Annotated in this window: 18 protein-coding genes and 1 pseudogene; 11 read left to right on the forward strand and 8 right to left on the reverse strand. The window is 74.2% G+C overall.

Annotated elements, in window-relative coordinates; translation table 11 throughout:
• Nucleotides 1-17: 17 nt before the first annotated feature.
• The 4 genes from ACFQH9_RS16925 to ACFQH9_RS16940 all read right to left on the reverse strand — a co-directional run bounded on the left by ACFQH9_RS16925 (nt 18) and on the right by ACFQH9_RS16940 (nt 3,214).
• Nucleotides 18-236, reverse strand: a complete 219-nt coding sequence (locus tag ACFQH9_RS16925) for a hypothetical protein (protein ID WP_379567095.1) — start codon at nt 234-236, stop codon at nt 18-20.
• A gap of 82 nt (nt 237-318) precedes the next feature.
• Entirely contained in the window at nt 319-1,476 is a 1,158-nt protein-coding gene (locus ACFQH9_RS16930; protein WP_379567096.1) for an aminotransferase class I/II-fold pyridoxal phosphate-dependent enzyme, read from the reverse strand.
• Between the two features lie 10 nt (nt 1,477-1,486).
• A complete protein-coding gene (locus ACFQH9_RS16935; protein WP_379567097.1) occupies nt 1,487-1,975 on the reverse strand; it encodes an Lrp/AsnC family transcriptional regulator in 489 nt (162 codons plus the stop codon).
• Between the two features lie 15 nt (nt 1,976-1,990).
• Nucleotides 1,991-3,214: an aminotransferase-like domain-containing protein gene (locus ACFQH9_RS16940; RefSeq protein ID WP_379567098.1), complete on the reverse strand. Its 1,224-nt coding sequence runs from the start codon at nt 3,212-3,214 to the stop codon at nt 1,991-1,993.
• A 259-nt stretch (nt 3,215-3,473) separates the two neighbouring features.
• On the opposite strand from ACFQH9_RS16940, the gene ACFQH9_RS16945 reads away from it, so the two are divergent.
• Together ACFQH9_RS16945 and ACFQH9_RS16950 are read left to right on the forward strand one after the other, a co-directional pair.
• Complete coding sequence (locus ACFQH9_RS16945; RefSeq protein WP_379567099.1) at nt 3,474-5,036, forward strand: hypothetical protein; 1,563 nt, start codon at nt 3,474-3,476, stop codon at nt 5,034-5,036.
• Between the two features lie 55 nt (nt 5,037-5,091).
• Nucleotides 5,092-6,456: a replication-associated recombination protein A gene (locus tag ACFQH9_RS16950; protein WP_379567100.1), complete on the forward strand. Its 1,365-nt coding sequence runs from the start codon at nt 5,092-5,094 to the stop codon at nt 6,454-6,456.
• Between the two features lie 124 nt (nt 6,457-6,580).
• Here ACFQH9_RS16950 and ACFQH9_RS16955 read toward each other — a convergent pair whose 3' ends face one another.
• Together ACFQH9_RS16955 and ACFQH9_RS16960 are read right to left on the reverse strand one after the other, a co-directional pair.
• Entirely contained in the window at nt 6,581-7,453 is an 873-nt protein-coding gene (locus tag ACFQH9_RS16955) for a S1 family peptidase (RefSeq protein ID WP_379567101.1), read from the reverse strand.
• A gap of 138 nt (nt 7,454-7,591) precedes the next feature.
• Nucleotides 7,592-8,848, reverse strand: a complete 1,257-nt coding sequence (locus ACFQH9_RS16960; RefSeq protein WP_379567102.1) for an arginine deiminase — start codon at nt 8,846-8,848, stop codon at nt 7,592-7,594.
• A 28-nt stretch (nt 8,849-8,876) separates the two neighbouring features.
• Between ACFQH9_RS16960 and ACFQH9_RS16965 the strand changes: the two genes are divergently transcribed.
• The 3 genes from ACFQH9_RS16965 (at nt 8,877) to rocD (ending at nt 11,579) form a co-directional block, all read left to right on the forward strand.
• The gene (locus ACFQH9_RS16965) at nt 8,877-9,329 is read left to right on the forward strand and encodes an Lrp/AsnC family transcriptional regulator (protein ID WP_379567103.1); all 453 of its coding nucleotides are present in this window, start codon (nt 8,877-8,879) and stop codon (nt 9,327-9,329) included.
• Between the two features lie 148 nt (nt 9,330-9,477).
• Entirely contained in the window at nt 9,478-10,314 is an 837-nt protein-coding gene (gene ddaH, locus ACFQH9_RS16970) for a dimethylargininase (RefSeq protein WP_379567104.1), read from the forward strand.
• 89 nt (nt 10,315-10,403) lie between these two features.
• Nucleotides 10,404-11,579, forward strand: a complete 1,176-nt coding sequence (gene rocD / locus ACFQH9_RS16975; protein WP_379567151.1) for an ornithine--oxo-acid transaminase — start codon at nt 10,404-10,406, stop codon at nt 11,577-11,579.
• Here the strand turns inward: rocD and ACFQH9_RS16980 are convergent.
• Together ACFQH9_RS16980 and ACFQH9_RS16985 are read right to left on the reverse strand one after the other, a co-directional pair.
• Nucleotides 11,566-12,729: a DNRLRE domain-containing protein gene (locus ACFQH9_RS16980; protein ID WP_379567105.1), complete on the reverse strand. Its 1,164-nt coding sequence runs from the start codon at nt 12,727-12,729 to the stop codon at nt 11,566-11,568. The genes rocD and ACFQH9_RS16980 overlap by 14 nt on opposite strands.
• Before the next feature lie 133 nt (nt 12,730-12,862).
• A complete protein-coding gene (locus ACFQH9_RS16985) occupies nt 12,863-13,558 on the reverse strand; it encodes a TetR/AcrR family transcriptional regulator (RefSeq protein WP_379567106.1) in 696 nt (231 codons plus the stop codon).
• A 368-nt stretch (nt 13,559-13,926) separates the two neighbouring features.
• Here ACFQH9_RS16985 and shbA point away from each other — a divergent pair.
• From shbA to ACFQH9_RS17015, 6 genes and pseudogenes are all read left to right on the forward strand, one after another.
• A pseudogene (shbA, locus tag ACFQH9_RS16990) lies at nt 13,927-14,619 on the forward strand (RNA polymerase sigma factor ShbA); the annotation flags it as partial.
• A gap of 252 nt (nt 14,620-14,871) precedes the next feature.
• The gene (locus ACFQH9_RS16995) at nt 14,872-15,273 is read left to right on the forward strand and encodes a DUF948 domain-containing protein (RefSeq protein WP_379567107.1); all 402 of its coding nucleotides are present in this window, start codon (nt 14,872-14,874) and stop codon (nt 15,271-15,273) included.
• Nucleotides 15,270-15,578 (forward strand): hypothetical protein, encoded by a 309-nt coding sequence (locus ACFQH9_RS17000; RefSeq protein ID WP_379567108.1) that lies wholly within the window; start codon nt 15,270-15,272, stop codon nt 15,576-15,578. The genes ACFQH9_RS16995 and ACFQH9_RS17000 overlap by 4 nt, the downstream gene beginning before the upstream one ends.
• A gap of 53 nt (nt 15,579-15,631) precedes the next feature.
• On the forward strand, nt 15,632-18,292 hold the full coding sequence (alaS, locus tag ACFQH9_RS17005; protein WP_379567109.1) for an alanine--tRNA ligase: 2,661 nt from the start codon (nt 15,632-15,634) through the stop codon (nt 18,290-18,292).
• Nucleotides 18,293-18,341: 49 nt separating this feature from the next.
• Complete coding sequence (gene ruvX, locus ACFQH9_RS17010; protein ID WP_379567110.1) at nt 18,342-18,755, forward strand: Holliday junction resolvase RuvX; 414 nt, start codon at nt 18,342-18,344, stop codon at nt 18,753-18,755.
• 129 nt (nt 18,756-18,884) lie between these two features.
• On the forward strand, nt 18,885-20,084 hold the full coding sequence (locus ACFQH9_RS17015; RefSeq protein ID WP_379567111.1) for an endolytic transglycosylase MltG: 1,200 nt from the start codon (nt 18,885-18,887) through the stop codon (nt 20,082-20,084).
• Nucleotides 20,085-20,101 lie beyond the last annotated feature (17 nt).

The raw sequence follows: 20,101 nt of genomic DNA on the forward strand, positions 1-20,101 counted from the left end.
CGTGAGCAGGGCCCGGTCTAGGCGGACCGGGGAAGGGCGGCCGGGGCGACGACCGGCTGCCCCGTCTCGATCTCGAACAGGTGGGCGCGGGTGCAGGGCCCGCAGACCCAGCGGATCACGCCGCCGACGTGGTGGCTGCTCCAGGCGAGGCCGCGGACGTCGCCCGGCGTGCGGGGGCAGGCGCACGCGGTGCAGGAGTGGGTGGGGAAGGCGGTGACAGGTTTGCCGTCGTCCATGCCACCGAAGGATGCCCCGAACGCGTTGCCGTGCTGTGAACGCCACGCCGCACAGTGTTGCGATCGGGCGACGGTCGTGATCTCACCGCAGCGAGCCGAGGAACCGGTCGATGCGGACGAGCGCCTCCTCCAGCTGCGGCAACGCCGTCGCGTACGAACACCGGATGTGGCCCTCGCCGGAGGGGCCGAACACGTTGCCGGGCACCACGGCCACGCTCTCCTCGTGGAGCAGCCGCTCGGCGAAGGTCTCCGAGTCCAGCCCGGAGGACCGGATGGACGGGAACGCGTAGAAGGCGCCACCCGGCTCCGGGCACTCCAGCCCGATCTCCCGCAGGCCCTTCACGAACACCCGGCGCCGGCGGTCGTAGTCGGCGACCATCTCCCGGACGTCCCCGTCGGCCTCCTCGAGCGCCTCGACGGCCGCGATCTGCGAGACGTGCGGGGCGCACAGCATCGTGTACTGGTGCACCCGCACGCACAGCTCGGCCACGGCCCGCGGTGCGCAGATCCAGCCGACCCGCCAGCCGGTCATCGCCTGGGCCTTGGAGAACCCGCCGAGCACGACGGTCCGCTCCCGGGCGCCCGGCAGCGCGCCCAGGCAGACGTGGGTGTCGTCGTAGGTGAGCCGGTCGTAGATCTCGTCGGAGATCAGGTACAGGTCGTGCCTCTCGGCCAGCCGGACCAGGCCCTCCAGCGCCGACCGCGGCTGGACCGCGCCCGTCGGGTTCGCGGGGGAGCCGATCAGGATCGCCTTGGTGCGCGGGGTGATCGCCGCCTCGACCGCGGCCGGGTCGATCGCGAAGTCCTCCTCCCACCGCGTGGCGACGCGGACGGGGGTGCCCCCGGCGAAGGACACGCACGGCTCGTAGGCGACGTAGCAGGGCTCCGGCACGACCACCTCGTCGCCGGGGTTGAGCAGCACCCGCAGCGCCAGGTCCAGCCCCTCGGACACCCCGGTGGTGATCAGGCACTCGGTGTCCCACGCGTACCGCGCGGCATACCGCTTCTCCAGATCCGCGCAGATCAGCCGGCGCAGCTCGGGCAGGCCCGCGTTCGAGGTGTAGGTCGTGTAGCCGTGCTCGAGGGCGTAGATGCCCGCCTCGCGGATCCGCCACGGGGTGACGAAGTCCGGCTCGCCCACGCCGAGGGAGATCACGTCGTCCATCTCGGCGGCGATGTCGAAGAACCGCCGGATGCCCGACGGCGGGCAGGCGGCGATGACGTCGTTGAGCGGCTTCATCGGGCGGCCCTCACGGGGTCACCCGCAGCCGGTGGTCGGGTTCGGGTTCGAAGAAGGTGTCGCCGTCGCGCTTGTGCGTGTGGAGCACGAAGTGCGTGGCCGTCGCCGTGACCCGGTCGATCGTGGACAGCTTGCGGCTGACGAAGTCGCTGACCGCCCGGATGTTCGACCCGACGACGGTGCACCGCAGGTCGTGCCCGCCGGAGACCAGGTAGCAGCTGCGGACCTCGTCGAACCGGGAGATCCGCTCAGCGACGTCGTCGAAGCCGACGCCGCGGGCGGGCGCCACCGCGACGTCGATGAACGCGGTGACCTCGGTGGCCTCCGAGCCGTCGACCTTCTCCCAGTCGACCACCGCCTTGTACCGGCGGATCACGCCGGCCTCCTCCCACGCCGCGATCTGCGCCGACACCTCGGCGACGGGCCGACCGACCATGGTGGCCAGGGTGTCGTGGCTCAGCGACGCGTCCCGTTCCAGCAGCTCCAGGATCTCGCGCACGGTCCCCGACCCTACTCAGGAGTCGCGCCGGCGGGAGGCGCGGGCGAGCCGCCGGACGGCCTCGGTCAGCAGATCGGGTGGGTAGGTCGCGAAGCAGAGCCGGGCCGCCGAACGGAGGCCGGTGCCGCCGTCGACCGCGAAGGCGTTCCCCGGCACGTAGCCGACCCCGTGCTCGAGCGCGTGCGGCAGCAGCGCCGCCGTGTCGGTGCCGTCGGCGAACTCCAGCCAGCAGAACATGCCGCCGGTCGGTGTCGACCGGGTGACGGCGGACCCGAACTCGGCGTCGACGGCCGCGGTCAGCGCCGCGGCGCGGCCCCGGTTCTCCCGCCGGACGCCCGCGACGTGCGCGGCGAACCACGGCTCGTCGGCCAGCAGCTCGGCGGTGATCATCTGGGTCAGCGACGAGCCGCAGAGGTCCGTCGACTGCTTGAGCCGCTCGACGGCCGCGGCCAGCACCGGCGGCGCGACCAGCCAGCCGACCCGCAACGACGGGGCCAGCACCTTCGACGCGCTGCCCAACCGGACGACGTGCTCGCCGTGCGCGGCCAGTGGGCGGGGTGGCGCACCGTCGAAGGACAGCAGGCCGTACGGGTCGTCCTCGACGACGAGGAAGCCGTACCGCTCGGCGAGCCCGGCCAGGGCGCGGCGGCGCTCCTGGCTCATCGTGACACCGCGCGGGTTGTGGAAGCTGGACACGGTGTGCACCAGCCGGGGCCGGAAGCCGGCGGCGAGCCGCTCGGCCAGCAGGTCGACACGCATCCCCTCGGCGTCGAGCGGGAGCGGGTGGACGGCGGCGCCCGCGGCCTGCAGGACCTGCAGCGCCCCGACGTACACCGGGTCCTCGACCGCCACCGGGTCGCCCGGGTCGAGCAGGGCGCGGGCGAGCAGGTCCAGGGCCTGCTGGGACCCGCTCGTCACGACGACCTCGCCGGGCGCGACCGGCCGCCCGGTCCGTCCGGACTCGTGCGCGGCCACGACCTCGCGCAGGTGGGCGAGCCCGGCCGTCTCGGAGTACTGCACGGCGGCGGGGGAGCGGAGCGCCCGGTCGGCCGCCGCGGCGATGCGCTCCCGCGGCATGAGGTCGGCGGCGGGCAGCCCGCCCGCGAGGCTCAGCACGTCGTCGCGCGCGGTGAGGGTGAGCAGGTCGCGGATGGCCGAGCCGCGGAGCGCGGCGAGCCGGGAGGCGAGCGTGACGGGGGGTGTCCTGGTCGGAGTGGGACGGAGATCGGTGCTGGTCATGGTGGCCTCGCGGAGAGGTGGGGGCAGGGGCGGGGGCCGGGCACTCCCGGGTGGTGGCCGGGAGGCCGGGCCGTCCCGCGGGGTCGTCCGCGGAGCGCGGGCGCGGCAGGGTGGACCGGCGCCCGTACCGATACTGCTCCTTCTGTCCTGCGATGCGGAACCCGCTTCTCAGATGGTGGGAGAAGGAGTCTGATTGCGAATCGATCACGGGACTTCCGGCCCGGTGACCGACGTGGGCGAACCCTCTACCTTGCCCGGTATGAGCAACCCGCCGGGCGACGACCGCCACCAGCACGGCGAGCAGGGCGCCCCGCAGCCCGGCTCCGCCCCGCCCCAGCCGGCCGGGCAGGAGCCGCCCGGCGGCCACCCGCCCGCCGCCGGTCAGGGCGCCCCGCCACCGGGGGGGTACGGAGAGGGCGGTTACGGCGCGCCCCGGCCCGGCCAGGCGACCCCGGGGTACGGGCCCGAGTCCGGCCAGTACGGGCAGGCGCCCGGCGCGGGACAGTACGGCCAGGCGCCCGGCCAGGGGGAGTCCGGCCAGGGGCAGTACGGCCAGGGCTACCCGCCACCGGCCGGCTACGGCCAGCAGGGATACGGCCAGCCCGCCTACGGGCAGCAGGGCTACGGGCAGCAGGGCTACGGGCAGCAGGGCTACGGGCAGCAGGGCTACGGGCAGCAGGGCTACGGGCAGCAGGGCTACGGGCAGCAGGGCTACGGGCAGCAGGGCTACGGGCAGCAGGGCTACGGGCAGCAGGGCTACGGGCAGCAGGGCTACGGGCAGCAGGGCTACGGGCAGCAGGGCTACGGGCAGCAGGGCTACGGGCAGCAGGGCTACGGGCAGCAGGGCTACGGGCAGCAGGGCTACGGGCAGCAGGGCTACGGGCAGCAGGGCTACGGGCAGCAGGGCTACGGGCAGCAGGGCTACGGGCAGCAGGGCTACGGGCAGCAGGGCTACGGGCAGCAGGGCTACGGGCAGCAGGGCTACGGGCAGCAGGGATACGGACCCGAGGGGTACGGGCAGCAGCCCTACGGCTACGGGCCGGGTCAGCCGGCCCAGTATCCGGGCGGGGCGCCCGCCCCGCTCGCGGACCCGCTCGTCGCGGCCGACTTCTCCGACTGGTGGACGAAGGTCCTCGCGGTGCTGCGGCGCAGCTGGCAGCCGCTGTTGCTGATCCAGATCGCCACGGCGCTGCCGGCGCTCATCGTCGGCGCGCTGATCGCGGTCATCGTGGCCGCCGGCGGCGGCTGGGTCGGGGTGGCGGTCGGCGGCGGCCTCTCGCTGATCATCGTGGTGGCCGTGTCCCTGCTGGCGCAGGGAGCCTCCGTCTACGTCGTGACCCGGCAGGCCGCCGAACAGCCGGTCGGTGCCGGCGAGGCGCTGTCGTTCGCGGCCCGGCGCGCCCTGCCGCTGCTCGGCTGGGGCATCCTCGCCGGCATCCTGATCTTCATCGGGTTCCTGCTGCTGATCATCCCGGGCATCTACCTGAGCGTGGTGTTCGTCGCCGCGCTGACCGGGGTGATCATGTACGAGCGGGCCGGGATCGGCCGCACGTTCGAGCTGGTCAACCGCCAGTTCTGGGGCACGTTCGGCAGGCTGCTCACCTTCGCGATCGCGGCGGCCGTCTACAGCGGGATCATCAACGCCATCGTCAGCACCTTCACCCAGCCGGACAGCGTGGCGCGGTCGCTCATCGTCAACATCCTGACCCTGCCCGTGACCCTGGCGGCCGCGGGCGTCGCCGTCGTCACCTACGCCTCACTGCGCAACAGGGAGAACCCCCAGGTCGGCACGCCGACGCTGGTGCAGGAGCTGCAGTCCTGACACGCGCCCCGGCTCGTGCCGGAACCGTCGGTGCCGGGTGGCACCCTGGACACCGATGAGTGCTGCATCCGACGGTCTGTTCGACATCGGCGAGCCCCTCGGGTCCTCCGAGGCCGCCGGGGAGGAGGCGCGCCCGGCCCCGGGTGCACCCCTCGCCGTGCGGATGCGGCCGCGCTCGCTCGACGAGGTCGTCGGGCAGCGGCACCTGCTCAAGCCGGGCGCCCCGCTGCGCCGGCTGCTCGAGGGCGGCGCACCGGCGTCCGTGCTGCTCTACGGGCCGCCCGGCACCGGCAAGACCACGCTCGCCCGGCTGATGGCCCGGGCGGGCGAGCGGCACTTCGTCGCCTTGTCCGCGCTGTCCGCCGGGGTGAAGGAGCTGCGCGCCGTGATCGACGACGCGCGGCGCCGCCGGGACTACCACGGCGGCTCCACCGTGCTGTTCATCGACGAGGTGCACCGCTTCTCCAAGACCCAGCAGGACGCGCTGCTCGGCGCGGTCGAGGACCGGGTGGTGCTGCTCGTCGCGGCGACCACGGAGAACCCGTCCTTCTCGGTCGTCTCGCCGCTGTTGTCGCGCTCGCTCGTGCTGCAGCTGCAGTCGCTCGACGAGGACGAGGTCCGCGAGGTCCTGCGCCGGGCGGTCGGCGCCCCGCAGGGCCTGAACGGCGCGGTGACCCTGGCCGAGGACGGCGAGGCCGCGCTGGTCCGGCTCTCCGCGGGGGACGCGCGCCGCGCCCTCACCGCGCTCGAGGCGGCGGCGGACGGCGTGCTCGCCGACGGCACCGGGGTCGTCGACCTCGCCGCGGTGGAGCGGGCGGTCACCGAGGTCGCCGTCCGGTACGACCGCGCCGGCGACCAGCACTACGACGTGATCAGCGCCTTCATCAAGTCGATCCGCGGGTCGGACGCGGACGCGGCGCTGCACTACCTGGCCCGGATGATCGTCGCGGGGGAGGACCCGCGGTTCATCGCGCGGCGGCTGATGGTGCACGCGAGCGAGGACATCGGGCTCGCCGATCCCACCGCGCTGCAGGCGGCCACCGCGGCGGCGCAGGTGGTGCAGCTCGTCGGCATGCCGGAGGCCCGGCTCGCCCTGGCGCAGGCCACGGTGCACCTCGCCACCGCGCCGAAGTCCAACGCCGTGATCTCGGCGATCGACGCCGCGATGGCGGACGTGAAGGGCGGCGCGGTCGGCGCGGTGCCGGCGCACCTGCGGGACGGGCACTACGCCGGAGCGCAGAAGCTGGGCAACGCCGTGGGCTACCGCTACCCGCACAGCACGCCGGACGGGGTGCTGGCGCAGCAGTACCCGCCGGACGAGCTCGTCGGAAAGGACTACTACGAGCCCACGACGCACGGCGCCGAGCGGGTCCTGGCCGAGCGCCTGCCCAAGCTCCGCCGCGCCGTCCGCGGCCGCTGACCTCGGCCGCAGTACGGAACCACAGCGCGCTCAGGAGCCCGTCTCACTCACGTTGTCGAACCATGACGCGCTCACAAGCCCCCTTTCTGCGCGTTGTGGAACCATCATGTGATCCGTCGGGGGCTCAGGCGGTGCGCAGGGTCAGGCCCAGCGAGCTCAGTGCCTGGTCGATCGGGGTGAAGTAGGCGGTGCAGCCGTCGCCCGCACCGCTGTGCACGCCCTGCGCCTGCCCGTCGGCGGTGATGTACGGCCCGCCGGAGTCGCCCTGGGCGGTGCAGATCGAGGCCACGACCATCCCTCGCTGCTGCTGGCCGTCGAAGTTCACCGTGCGGTTGCGGGCGGTCACGGTGCCGCAGGTCTTGCCGCTGGTGCTGCCGTAGAGGCAGACCGCGGAGCCGATGGGGGCGGGCACGGTGCCGCGCACCGGCACCGAGGCCACCTCGGGCAGTGCCGCCGAGTCCGACGTGACGGGCACGGCGCCGACGTCGACCCCCCCGCCCGCGGTTCGCGCGCCGTCCCCGATGAGCTGCCCGCGGTCGTCGAGCCACTCGTCGGACTCCCGGGTGCAGTGCCCGGCGGTGACGATCCAGTCCTGGGCGCCCGCACCGGCGGAGAAGCCGAGGGTGCACCGGGTGGTGCCGCCGGTGATCCGCTGGCCGCCGCGCAGGTCCTGGTGGTGCGGCACACCCGCGCCGGTCGCCACCCGCAGCAGGGCCGGGTCGATGCCGGCGAGCAGCGCGGTCACCTCGGGCGAGGGATCGCCGACCAGCCGGACGTCGACGACCTCGCCGTCGATCCCGTAGTCGGCGAGTCCGGCGGGCATGCCGGCCGCGGTCCGCGCGTCGAGCAACGCCATGACGGCGGCGGGCGCGGCGAGCGGTGCGGCGGCCTTCGGTTCCGGCGGTGACGCGGCCGCCACCCCGGCACCGGTCAGGGCGGCCACGGCCGCGAGAACCAGCAGGGCGCGGAGCACGGTCCGGAATCCGGGGAGGCGCACCTCAGTGCGCTGTCCGTCGAGGGCGGCCACGCCCCGCCAACGAGGGGGGCGTTGCCTCCGGACCGCGCGTCCACCCGCGCGTGCGTCACCCGGACGGAGTAGTTACACGCTCCGTATTCGCCCGTACCCCGACGGGTTTCACGCCGGGTCGCGCAGGATCGGGCAGCTCATGCACCGCGGCCCGCCGCGGCCACGCCCGAGCTCGCCGCCGGGGATGTCGAGCACCTCGATCCCCTGCTTGCGCAGGTAGGTGTTGGTGGTGACGTTGCGCTCGTACGTCACCACCACGCCGGGCGCCACGGCGAGCAGGTTGCAGCCGTCGTCCCACTGCTCGCGCTCCGCGGAGTGGACGTCCTGCTCGGCGGTCAGCACCCGGATCGAGTCCAGCCCGAGGACGGCGGCGACGGCGGCGTGCATGTCCTCCGGCGGATGGTCGGTCATGACCATCTCCTTCTCGGAGTCGCCCGGCCGCACCGTGTACGAGGGCAGCATCCCGAGCCCCGCGTACTTCACGAACGTCCCGCGGTCGATCATGGTCAGCACGGTGTCGAGGTGCATCAGCGCCCGGCCGTGCGGCATCCGCAGCGCGACGATCCGGTCCACCTCGCCGCCGGCGAACAGCGACCGGGCCAGCCGCTCGACGCCCGCGGGCCGGGTCCGCTCGCTCATCCCGACCAGCACCGCGCCGTCGCCGAGGACCAGGATGTCGCCGCCCTCGACGGTCGCGGGCCCGTTGACCGAGCCCGAGGACCAGACGTCGAACTCCGCCCCCGCGAACAGCGGGTGCCAGCGGTAGACGGCCTCGTAGTGCACGGTCTCGCGCATCCGCGCCTGCTTGCGCATGCTGTTGATCGCGACGCCGCCGTGGATCCAGGCCGTGGTGTCGCGCGTGTAGAGGTGGTTCGGCAGGGGCTCGAGCACGAAGTCGTCCGGCCCGAGGATGTGGAAGGCGATCGAGCGCGGCTCGTCGATCCGGTCGAGCACCTCGCGCTTGGTGATGCCGCCGATCATGTACCCGGTCAGGGTGTCGACGTCCATGGCGTCGAACAGGTTGCGCAGGGCGTCGACGGCCAGCGGGCCGTACATCCGGTCGTCGAAGATGCGGTCCAGCGCATACGCCTTCGCCTCGGGCAGCTCGAGGGTCTCGCGCAGCAGCCGGCCGAACAGGTGGACCTCGATCCCGCGCTCGCGCAGCAGGGCGGCGAAGCCGTCGTGCTCCTCCTGGGCGCGCTGGACCCACAGGACGTCGTCGAACAGCAGCTGGTCCTTGTTGCCCGGGGTGAGCCGCTTGAGCTCCAGGCCCGGGCGGTGCAGCAGGACCTGCCGCAGGCGCCCGACCTCGGAGTCGACCCGGTAGCCGACCGGGGACCCGAGCGGCGAGTCCGTGGGGTGCATGGGCGCCATCGTGGCCGAAGATGGGCGCGTGCGCTGGGACCCGCTCGACGAGAAGATCGTGACGCTGCTCGTCGCCGACTCGCGCCGCAGCTTCGCGGAGCTGGGCGCCGAGGTCGGGCTGTCCGCCTCCGCGGTGAAGCGGCGGGTGGACCGGCTGCGCGCCGACGGCGTGATCACGGCCTTCACCGTGCGCCTCGACCCGGCGTCACTGGGCTGGGCGGTCGAGGGTTACGTCGAGCTGTACTGCCGCCCGTCGACCCCGCCGGCGGCGATCCGCCGCGCCTGCGCCGGGCTGGCCGAGGTCGTCGACGCGAGCACGGTCTCCGGCGACGCCGACGCCCTGGTCCGCATCCTCGCCGCGGACATGCAGCACTTCGAGCGGGTGCTCGAGCAGATCGGCGCCGAAGGGTTCGTGGAGCGGACCAAGTCCGTGCTGGTGCTCTCGCCGCTCATCCGCAGGCCGCCGCCGACCGTCCACTGACTCACGCACCGGAACGCCGTTTCCGCCACGGATCGCGCAACGATCCGTCGCGAATGGGCAATGAACCGCGCTTGTCGGCGTGACGCAGGCCTCTTTACCGTTGCAGGGAGTCCCGAGGACGTGACTCCCGGCGCGACGAGGGGGGCCCGTGACCAGCGTTCTCACCCGGCCGGAGGCGAGCCCGGACCGGACACCGACCCGGCGGCACTACGTGATGTGCCCGCCCACCCATTTCGCCGTCGAGTACTCCATCAACCCCTGGATGCACCCGGGCACTCCGGTCGACCGCGACCTGGCGCTCGCGCAGTGGGACGCCCTGCGCCGCACCTACCTCGCGCTGGGCCACGAGGTGACCGTCGTCGAGCCCGAGCCCGGGCTGCCGGACATGGTCTACGCCGCCAACGCCGCGACCGTCGTCGGCGGCCGGGTCTACGGCGCCCGGTTCCGCCATCACCAGCGCGCCCCGGAGGCCGAGCTCTTCCGCAAGGCGCTGGTCGAGATCGGGCCGTACGCCGAGCCGGCGTACGTCAACGAGGGCGAGGGGGACCTCCTCGTGGCCGGCGACGTCGTGCTGGCCGGCAGCGGCTTCCGCACCGACCCACGGGCGCACGCCGAGGCGGCCCGGGTGCTGCGTCGGCCGGTCCTCGGCCTCGAGCTCGTCGATCCGCGCTACTACCACCTCGACACCGCGCTCGCCGTGCTCTCCGGGCACGACATCGCCTACCTGCCCGAGGCCTTCACGCCGCGCTCCCGCGGGGTGCTGGCCGGCCGCTATCCCGACGCGGTGCTCGCCTCGCCGGTCGACGCGGCGGTGCTCGGGCTCAACGCCGTGTCGGACGGCCGGCACGTCGTCCTCCCCGCCGCGGCGGCCGCGTTGGCCGCCGCCCTGCGCGACCGCGGGTACGAGCCCGTGGGCGTCGACCTGTCCGAGCTGCTCAAGGGCGGCGGCGGACCCAAGTGCTGCACGTTGGAGGTGCGCGCATGACCCTCACGTCGGAGGCGAAGCCTGCGAAGCCGACCGCCGAGGCGGAGCCCCCCGTCGGGCGCGAGTCCGCGACCGCGCACCACGAGCGGATGCTCGCGGAGCACTCCGCCCACAACTACGCCCCGCTGCCGGTCGTGCTGTCCACCGGCGAGGGCGCCTGGGTGACCGACGTCGAGGGCCGCCGCTACCTCGACTTCCTCGCGGGCTACTCCGCCCTGAACTTCGGTCACGGCCACCCGGCCCTGCTCGCCGCCGCGCACGCCCAGCTCGACCGGATGACGCTGACCAGCCGGGCCTTCGGCAACGACCAGCTCGGCCCGTTCTGCACCGAGCTCGCCGCGCTGCTCGGCAAGGACATGGTGCTGCCGATGAACACCGGCGCCGAGGCCGTCGAGTCCGGGCTCAAGGTCGCCCGCAAGTGGGGCTACGAGGTCAAGGGCGTGCCCGCGGACCGGGCGCGCGTGATCGTGGCGGCCCGCGCGTTCCACGGCCGCACGATCTCGATCGTGTCCTTCTCCACCGATCCGGAGGCGCGCGGCGGGTTCGGCCCGTTCACCCCGGGCTTCGACGTCGTCCCGTACGGCGACGCGGAGGCCCTGCGCGCCGCGATCACCCCGGAGACCGTGGCGGTGCTCCTCGAGCCGGTGCAGGGCGAGGCCGGCGTGATCGTCCCCCCGGAGGGCTACCTGCGCGCGGTGCGGGAGATCTGCACGGACGCCGGGGTGCTCTGGATCTCCGACGAGGTGCAGTCCGGCCTGGGCCGGACCGGGCACGTCCTGGCGACCCGCGGGCTCGGCGGCGTGCAGGCGGACGTCTACCTGCTGGGCAAGGCGCTCGGCGGCGGGGTGGTGCCGATCTCGGCGGTGGTGGCCGACGAGGACGTCCTCGGCGTGCTCCGGCCCGGCCAGCACGGCTCGACCTTCGGCGGGAACCCGCTGGCCTGCGCGGTCGGCCGCGCGGTGATCAGGATCCTGCGCGACGACGGGGTGCTCGCCCACACCCGCGCGCTCGGCGAGGTGCTGCAGGCGCGGCTGCGCGCGATGCCGCACCTGACCGCCGTGCGCGGGGTGGGGCTGTGGGCCGGGATCGACGTCGACCCGGTGCTCGGGACCGGGCGCGAGCTGGGCGAGCGGCTCGCGCGGGCCGGGGTGCTGACCAAGGACACCCACGGCCCGACGCTGCGCCTCTCCCCGCCGCTCGTCGTCGAGGAGCAGGACCTGCACCTGGCCCTCGACACCCTGGAGGGGGTCCTCAGCCGAGCGTGACGGTGAGGTGCGGGACCGTCGCCGTCTCCGCCGAGGCGAACCGCTTCCAGGACAGCGGGTCCGTCTCGTCGGCCGCCTTGAGCATCACGGTGCCGGTGGTGGCGCCGGCGGCGGTCCACTCCTTCACGAGCTCGGTGACGTCGACGCTGCTCCAGCCCGGCGCGCACGCGGCGGCGTTGCCCCGGGTGTCCGTGCTCGTCGCGCGCAGGCGCTCGCCCTGCGGCTGGTTCGCCCAGCGCAGCTTCGGCCCGATCGTGGTGCCCGCGGGCAGCGTCCACACCTCCCAGGCGCGCGGTCGGCAGGAGGCCGACCAGGTCTGGTAGAGGTCCAGGGTCGCCGACCGCACGGTCGCCGACCCGGCCTCGGTGAGGGCGAAGGTGAGGTAGCTGCGGGCGACCTCCTTCCCGTCGTAGCTGCCCAGCCGCAGGTCCGGGTCTCCGGAGGTGTCGGTGTTCCGGACGGTGGTCTGGGCCGTCGTGTCGAAGGGGACCGGCGCGTCGGTGGTGACCGGGGCGGCCGCGACCACCCGGCTGACGGCGGACTCGGCCTCGGTGAGCGGGGCGGACCCGTCCGGCACGGCCTCGGCGTTCCCGGTCAGTCGCAGCTCCGGGGCGGGGCCGGTCGGCGTCCCGGCCTTGCGCACGGAGGCGACGAACCCGGCGCGGGTCGCCTCGACCTCGAGGTCGTACCCGGGCCGGACCTGTCGGTAGACGGCCCTGGGCCCGTCGAGCTGCGGCGTGGGCAGGGGAGTGGGCCAGACGACCGCGGCCGAGCCGCCGCCGGCGTACCGCACCGACGGGCCGGTCGGCGTGAGCGTGAGGTCCTGCGGGGACGCGACGGGCCGCACGACGCCGTCGGACCCGGCCCGCAGGGTGAGGTCGACCGGCTGCCACTCCGCGTCGCGCCGGACCCGGACGGGGCCGGAGTAGAGCGTGACGGTGCGGGCGCCGTCGGGCCGGACGACGGACCCGGACGCGGCTGAAGCGGTGGCGCCGGTTCCGGGACCGGCCCCGGTCGAGCCGGGGGTGGAGGGAGCTGCGGGACCGGGTGTCGGCCCGGCCGGAGAGGCGGCCGCCGGGGCGGCGGCGAGGACGACGGCCGTGCCGAGGGAGAGTGCGAGGGACAGCAGGGTGGCGGTGCGGGACACCACGCGACGTTCCATGATCGGTACAGGTACGACCCCGTGTGGGGTACGGCAAGGACCGCGCCCGCAGCGGGGGATCGGATACACCCGTTCGGGACCGTTCGTCGTGCCCGGACGGCCGCCCGTCCCGTGAGGCCGTTCAGTGGTCGCTGGCGAACGGCCGCTCGTCCGCCGTGGCGGCGCACAGCAGCTCGGGCTTGAGTGTCCCGAAGAGCACGGTGAGTAACAGCTCGGCCGTCTGCTCCGGCGGCTCGTGCGGCCGGTTCACCGCGCGTATGAGCAGGAGGTTGACGATCATCCCGCTGATCTCCAGGGCCGGGGGGTAGGGGCGCAGCTCCCCGGCGGCCTGCCCGTCCTGCAGGAGGCCGAGGATCGTGTCCGGCACCGGGGCGAGGGTCCGCGGGTCGCCGAGGTCGGCCGGGTCCGGCGGCCCGCCGACGCGCGTGCCCACGTAGTCCTGGATGGCGTACCAGAACGCGGCGGTCAGGCCGCGGTAGCGCCAACTCGTCCTGGTCAGGGCCTTGATCTGGTCGCGCAGTGCGTCGTGCACCGGCCGTCCGGCCCTCCGGTCCTGCTCCGCCTGTTGCACGAGTGAATGGACCAGTGGAGCGTAGACGTGGCCGATGAGGGCGTGTTTGCTCGGGAAGTGGTTGTAGGCGGTCGCAGGGCTCACGCCCGCGGTGGCCGCGATGTCCTCCATGCGCGTGCGGTTCCAGCCGCGCGCGCCGAAGTTGGCCTCGGCGGCGTCCAGCAGGGCGCGGCGGGTGCGGGCGCGCTTGGTCCGCGCCGCCCTCGCCCGAGCATCGCTCGAACGGCCGCTTCCGCCGGAGGTCACATCGACGGACGGTAGTCGAAACGCGCCGAGTTGGGCTTGACTCCATTTCGAGGATCACCCAAGATGGTGACCACGTACTTGAATCTGAAACGGTCTCGCGAGGCAGGGCACGGCCCCGCGAACAGCCGTCCGGAGGAGGGTACGGGCACCGGCCCGTCGGGGGTCGCCTCGCGCGACCGGGCGGGTGTCGCACGGTCGCTCCGTCCGGAGCAACGCGGCCAGGGTTCGACGGGCACATCGGGCCCCGGCCGCTCACTACCGCGCACGGCGCGGAGGGGCATCGTCCGCCGGAGTGGGCGGGTCCCCCTGCGCCGCAGGGGAGGGGAACCCATGCACGCCTTCGTCCGCGCTGCCTCGGAACCGGTCCGATGACCGCCGCGGCCGCCTTCGAGCCCCCGGATCCGTTCGGCGCCGCGTTCGCCGAGCCGGAGGAGCTCGCCACCGGCCCGGCGCCCGCAGGCGCCCAGGGCCCGCACCTCACCGTCGTCGGGGCCCCGAAGGGCCGGCGGAGCCGGTCGGTCCCGGCGCCGTCGGTGCTCGAGCAGTACGTGGCCGCCGCCGTCGAGGGCGACCCGCGGGCCCGTGAGCGGCTCCTCGAGGAGATCCGCCCGCTGGTGCTGCGGTACTGCCGCGCCCGGCTCGGCCGCCAGGAGACGGTGATCGGCTCGGCCGAGGACGTCGCCCAGGACGTCTGCGTCGCCGTCCTCGCCGCCCTGCCCGGCTACACCGTCAAGGGCCTGTCGTTCCGCGCCTTCGTGTACGGCATCGCCGCGCACAAGGTCACGGACACCTTCCGGGCCATCGGCCGCAACCGCTCCGAGCCCGTGGCCGACGTGCCGGACACCGGCGTGGTGCTCGACGGGCCGGAGCACCTGGCCCTCACCGCCGAGCTCAACCAGCGGCTGGGCGGGCTGCTCGGCGTGCTGACCGAGCGCCAGCGCGAGGTCCTCGTGCTCCGCGTGGTCGTCGGGCTCAGCGCCGAGGAGACCGCGCAGACCGTCGGCTCCACCCCCGGCGCCGTGCGCGTCACCCAGCACCGGGCGCTCGCCCGGCTGCGCCAGCTCGTCACCGGCGGCCTGCCCCGTGAGGTCGCCGAGGCGGTCGCGGGGGCCGTGGACGGCGGGGTCGTCGTCGGGGTCGTCGGCGGGGTCGTCGGCGGGGTCGTGACCGGCGGGGTCACCGGGGAGGAGCCGGAGGACACCACCGGCTGATCCGGACTGATCCGGACGTGGGGACCGGTGGTCGGGGGAGTAGCCTGACCGCCGATCTCCACGCCCGTGGCGGTCGGAAGTCCAAGATCGCTGGAGGGGTCCGTGTCGGCTGGTCAGATCGCCGCGCTCATCGCGGCGATCGCGTTCGTGGTGCTCGTCGTGCTGCTCGCGATCCCGCTGTTGAAGCTCGGTCGGACGCTCGACGAGGCGACCGTCGCGATCCGCAAGGCCCACGAGGGCAGCGCCCCGCTGCTGGTCGACGCGCACACCACGCTCAACAGCGTGAACACCCAGCTCGAGCGGGTCGACGGGATCACCTCGAACGCCAAGACCGTGACCAGCAACGTCTCGGTGCTGACCTCGCTGTTCACGGCGACCCTCGGCGGCCCGCTGGTGCGCGCCGCGGCCTTCTCCTACGGCCTCAACAAGGCGATCAAGGCCCGCCGCGCCGGCCGGGACGGCGGGGCGCACTCGCGCGGCCGTCGCCGGGGGAGGGCGACGTGAGGCGGCTGTTCTGGTTGGGCGCCGGCGCGGCCGCCGGCGCCTACGTCACCCGCCGCCTCACCGAGACGAAGCAGCGGCTCACCCCGCAAGGCATCGGCGCGGACCTCGCCGAGGGGCTGCGCGAGCTCGGGGCCGGCCTCGGGGCCTTCGGCGCCGAGGTCCGCGCCGGGATGGCCACCCGCGAGCAGGAGCTGACCGACCTCGTCGAGCGGCGGACGGGCGGGCACGTCCCGTCCTACAGTGAGGCGGTGGCCGAGGACGAGCCGGCCCGCGCGCGCGGACGAGCGCGCCGGGCAGGGGCCTGAGCGGTCCCTGCCGCACCGAGCCGTCGTCCCAACCCTCCGCGAGAGAGACACCCGTGCAGACCCACGAGATCGTCCGTCGTTTCACCGAGCACTTCGTCAAGGCCGGGCACACCTCCGTGCCGAGCGCGTCGCTGATCCTCGACGACCCCAACCTGCTGTTCGTCAACGCCGGGATGGTGCAGTTCAAGCCGTACTTCCTCGGCGACGTGCCGGCGCCGTACCCGCGCGCCACGTCGATCCAGAAGTGCGTGCGCACCGGCGACATCGACGAGGTCGGCAGGACCACCCGGCACAACACCTTCTTCCAGATGGCCGGGAACTTCAGCTTCGGCGACTACTTCAAGGCCGGGGCGATCGAGCACGCCTGGAACCTGGTGACCGGGGACCTCGCGTCGGGCGGGTTCGGGTTCGACCCCGACCGCATCTGGGTCACCGTCTACCAGGACGACGACGAGGCGATCGCGCTCTGGAAGAAGATCGCCGGGCTGCCCGAGGAGCGGATCCAGCGCCGCGGCGGCAAGGACAACTACTGGGACATGGGCGTGCCCGGTCCCGGCGGTCCCTGCTCGGAGATCTACTACGACCGCGGCCCGGAGTACGGGCGCGAGGGCGGCCCCGAGGCGGACGAGGACCGCTACCTCGAGATCTGGAACCTCGTCTTCATGCAGGACGAGCGCGGTGAGCTGAGCCCGAAGCTCGGCCACCCGCCGGTCGGCACGCTGCCGAGCAAGAACATCGACACCGGCATGGGCGTCGAGCGCGTCGCGTACCTGTTGCAGGGCGTGGCCAACGTCTACGAGACCGACCTGGTCCGGCCGGTGATCGCGCAGGCGGAGGCGCTGTCCGGCCGCCGGTACGGGGCGAGCCCCGAGGACGACACCCGCTTCCGGGTCATCGCCGACCACGCCCGGTCCGGCGTGATGATCATCGGCGACGGCGTCACCCCGTCGAACGAGGGCCGCGGCTACGTGCTGCGCCGGCTGCTGCGCCGGATCGTCCGCTCGGCCCGGCTGCTCGGCGTGACCCAGCCGGTGCTGCGCGCCTTCGCCGAGGTGGTGCGGGACGAGATGTCCCCGACCTATCCCGAGCTGGTCACCGACTTCGAGCGCATCTCGGCCGTCGTCGAGGCGGAGGAGGAGGCCTTCCTCTCCACCCTGACCGCCGGCTCCCGGATCTTCGACTCCGCGGTCGCGGAGACCAAGAAGGCCGGCGGGCTCGTGCTGCCGGGCGACCGCGCCTTCCAGCTGCACGACACCTACGGCTTCCCGATCGACCTCACCCTGGAGATGGCCGCCGAGCAGGGGCTCGAGGTCGACCAGGACCGGTTCACCGCGCTCATGCAGGAGCAGCGCAGCCGGGCGAAGGCGGACGCCGCCTCCCGCAAGGTCGGGCACGGCGACGCCTCGGTCTACCGCGCGGTGCTGGACAACCACGGCATCACGGAGTTCCTCGGCTACACCGACCTGGCCGCCGAGGGCACGATCGTCGGGCTGCTCGTCGACGGGCAGCCGGTCCCGGCCGCGCCCGAGGGCTCGTCGGTCGAGGTCGTCCTGAACCGCACGCCGTTCTACGCCGAGGCCGGTGGCCAGCAGGCGGACACCGGCGAGCTGCGGTCCGGCTCGTTCACGATCCGGGTCGACGACGTGCAGTCGCCGGTCGCCGGGCTGCGGGTGCACCGCGGCGTCGTCACGAACGGCACGGCCACGGTGGACTCGCCGGTCGTCGCCGAGATCGACGTGGCCCGTCGGGCGTCGATCTCCCGCGCCCACACCGGAACGCACCTGGTGCACGCGGGAGTCCGCGGCGCGCTGGGCACCTCGGCCGCGCAGGCCGGCTCGCTCAACGCCCCGGGCCGGCTGCGGTTCGACTTCACCTCGCCCTCCGGCGCCGTCACGCCGACCCAGCTCGCCGAGGTCGAGGGCGAGATCAACGCGGTGCTGCAGCAGAACCGCGAGGTCGAGGCCTACGAGACCTCGATGGACGAGGCCAAGCGGCTCGGCGCGATGATGCTCTTCGGCGAGAAGTACGGCGACCGCGTGCGGGTGGTCGACATGGGCGACTACTCGCGCGAGCTCTGCGGTGGCACGCACGTCGGCCGGACCGGCGAGATCGGCCTGATCAAGGTGCTGTCCGAGGGGTCGATCGGCTCCGGCGTCCGGCGCGTGGAGGCCCTCGTCGGGCTCGACGCGTTCGACCACATGTCCAAGGAGCACCTGCTCGTCTCCCAGCTGGCCGAGCAGCTCAAGGCCAAGCCGGAGGACCTGCCGGAGCGGATCAACGGCCTCGTCGAGCGGCTGCGGGACGCGGAGCGGGACCTGGAGAAGCACCGCGCCGAGGCCGTGCTCGCCTCCGCCGGGACCCTCGCCGAGCAGGCCGAGGACCTCGACGGGGTGTCCGTGGTGGCCGTCGAGGCGCCCGCCGGCCTGGGCGGCAACGACCTGCGCAACCTGGCCTCGGACGTCCGCGGCCGGCTCGGGTCGAAGCCCGGCGTCGTGGCCCTGTTCTCCACCGACGGCGCGAAGGTCGCGTTCGTGGTGGCCACCACCGCCGCGGCCCGCGACAAGGGGCTGGCCGCCGGCACGCTGATCCCGGCCTTCGCGCCGGCCGTCGGTGGGCGGGGCGGCGGCAAGCCGGACCTCGCCCAGGGCGGCGGCACGGACCCGTCCGGCGTCGGCGCGGCCATCCAGAAGCTGCGCGAGGCGGTCCGGGGTTGATCCCGGTGTCGGTGTCGGTGTCGGTGTCGGTCTCGGGCGCGGTCGCACGGTGATCGACCCGCGCGGGCGCCGGCTCGGCGTCGACGTGGGCTCGGTGCGCGTCGGGGTCGCCCTGTGCGACCCCGACGGCCTGGTCGCGACGCCGTTGGAGACCGTGCCCCGGCAGGGGGCGGCCCGCCGGATCGCCGAGCTGGTCGAGGAACACCTGGCCGTCGAGGTGGTGCTCGGGCTGCCGCGCACCCTCGCCGGCCGCGAGGGGCCCGCGGCCGAGGCCGCGCAGGCGTTCAAGGTCGAGCTGGAGGCCCTGCTGACGGTCCCGGTCGTGCTGCACGACGAGCGGCTCACCACCGTCGTCGCGACCCAGCAGCTGCGGGGCCGGGTGAAGGGACGCAAGCAGCGCGCCGTGATCGACCAGGCCGCCGCGGTCGCGATCCTGCAGGGGTACCTCGACACCCGGCGGTGAGGCCGAAGGGCCGCCGCGGCCGGTCCGGTGTGCTCCCGTGCCGGCCCCGTCCGGCGACCCGTTACCCTCCGGAGCTGTGAACGGGACGTATCGCCGCAGAGGCAACCGCCGCCGGGCGGGCCGCGCGGCGTGAACCCGCCCACCGGTCCCTTCCTGACCCGTCGCGAGGAGCTCGCGGCGCGGCGGGCGGAGCTGCGCGAGATCGCCCGCAGGCGCCGCCGGCGCGGGTTGTTCGTGCTGCTCGCCGCGCTGGTCCTGCTCGGTGCGGTGTTCGGCGGCGGCGCCTACCTCGTGGGCTCGGCCTTCTTCACGGACGACTTCGACGGCGAGGGCCAGGGCGACGCCGTCGTCCGGGTCCTCGACGGGGACTCCACCCGGCAGATCGGCACGATGCTGGCCCGCCGCGGCGTCGTCGCCAGCCCGGAGGCGTTCACCGAGGCCGCCGCCGAGGAGAAGAAGGTCCTCGGCATCCAGCCCGGCTACTACCAGATGCGGCTGCAGATGTCGGGCGAGGCGGCCGTGGCCGCGATGATCGACCCGTCCTCGCGCGTCGGGCGGCTGGAGATCCGTGGCGGCACCCAGCTCGACGACACGCGCTCGCCGGACGGGACCGTCGCGCCCGGCGTCATCAGCCTGATCTCCCAGGCCAGCTGCGCGCGGATCGACGGCCAGCGGCGCTGCGTGAGCCCGGAGGAGCTGCGGCAGGTCATGGCGACCGCGGACCCGGCCTCCCTCGGCGTGCCGCCGTGGGCCGTCGAGGACGTGGCCCGGGCCGAGCCGAACCGGAGGTTCGAGGGCCTGATCGTGCCGGGCCTGTACGACGTCGCCCCGGGCACCTCCGCCACGGACGTCTGGAAGTCCCTGTTCGCGGTGTCGGTCGCGCAGCTCGAGGCCAGCGGCCTCACCGCCGACGCGGGCCACGACGGCCTGGCCACGTACCAGCTCCTGGTGCTCGCCTCGCTGGCCGAGAAGGAGGCGATCACCCCGGACATGGGCAAGGTCGCCCGGGTGATCACGAACCGGCTCGACATCGACCAGCGGCTCGAGCTGGACTCCACGGTCAACTACCCGTTGGACCTGCAGGCGTTGCGGACCACCGCCGAGGCCCGGGGCACGAAGGGGCCGTACAACTCGTACCAGAACACCGGGCTGCCCCCGACGCCGATCGCGGCGCCGGGCAAGGACGCGATCGCCGCCGCGCTCGCCCCGGAGGCGGGGCCGTGGACCTTCTTCGTCCGCTGTCAGAAGGACGGCACGTCGTGCTTCGCGACGTCGCTGGCCGAGCACCAGGCCAACGTCGGCGAGGCGATCCGGAACGGGGCCTTCTAGGAGGGCGGGCCGCGGCT

The sequence above is a fragment of the Pseudonocardia lutea genome (assembly GCF_042658055.1).
Taxonomy (GTDB): domain Bacteria; phylum Actinomycetota; class Actinomycetes; order Mycobacteriales; family Pseudonocardiaceae; genus Pseudonocardia; species Pseudonocardia lutea.

Bases quoted from the DNA above. Each gene is read 5' to 3' on its own strand.
- ACFQH9_RS16925 (WP_379567095.1), bottom strand. From the start codon at position 236: ATGGACGACGGCAAACCTGTCACCGCCTTCCCCACCCACTCCTGCACC.
- ACFQH9_RS16930 (WP_379567096.1), bottom strand. From the start codon at position 1,476: ATGAAGCCGCTCAACGACGTCATCGCCGCCTGCCCGCCGTCGGGCATC.
- ACFQH9_RS16940 (WP_379567098.1), bottom strand. From the start codon at position 3,214: ATGACCAGCACCGATCTCCGTCCCACTCCGACCAGGACACCCCCCGTC.
- ACFQH9_RS16945 (WP_379567099.1), top strand. From the start codon at position 3,474: ATGAGCAACCCGCCGGGCGACGACCGCCACCAGCACGGCGAGCAGGGC.
- ACFQH9_RS16950 (WP_379567100.1), top strand. From the start codon at position 5,092: ATGAGTGCTGCATCCGACGGTCTGTTCGACATCGGCGAGCCCCTCGGG.
- ACFQH9_RS16960 (WP_379567102.1), bottom strand. From the start codon at position 8,848: ATGCACCCCACGGACTCGCCGCTCGGGTCCCCGGTCGGCTACCGGGTC.
- rocD (WP_379567151.1), top strand. From the start codon at position 10,404: ATGCTCGCGGAGCACTCCGCCCACAACTACGCCCCGCTGCCGGTCGTG.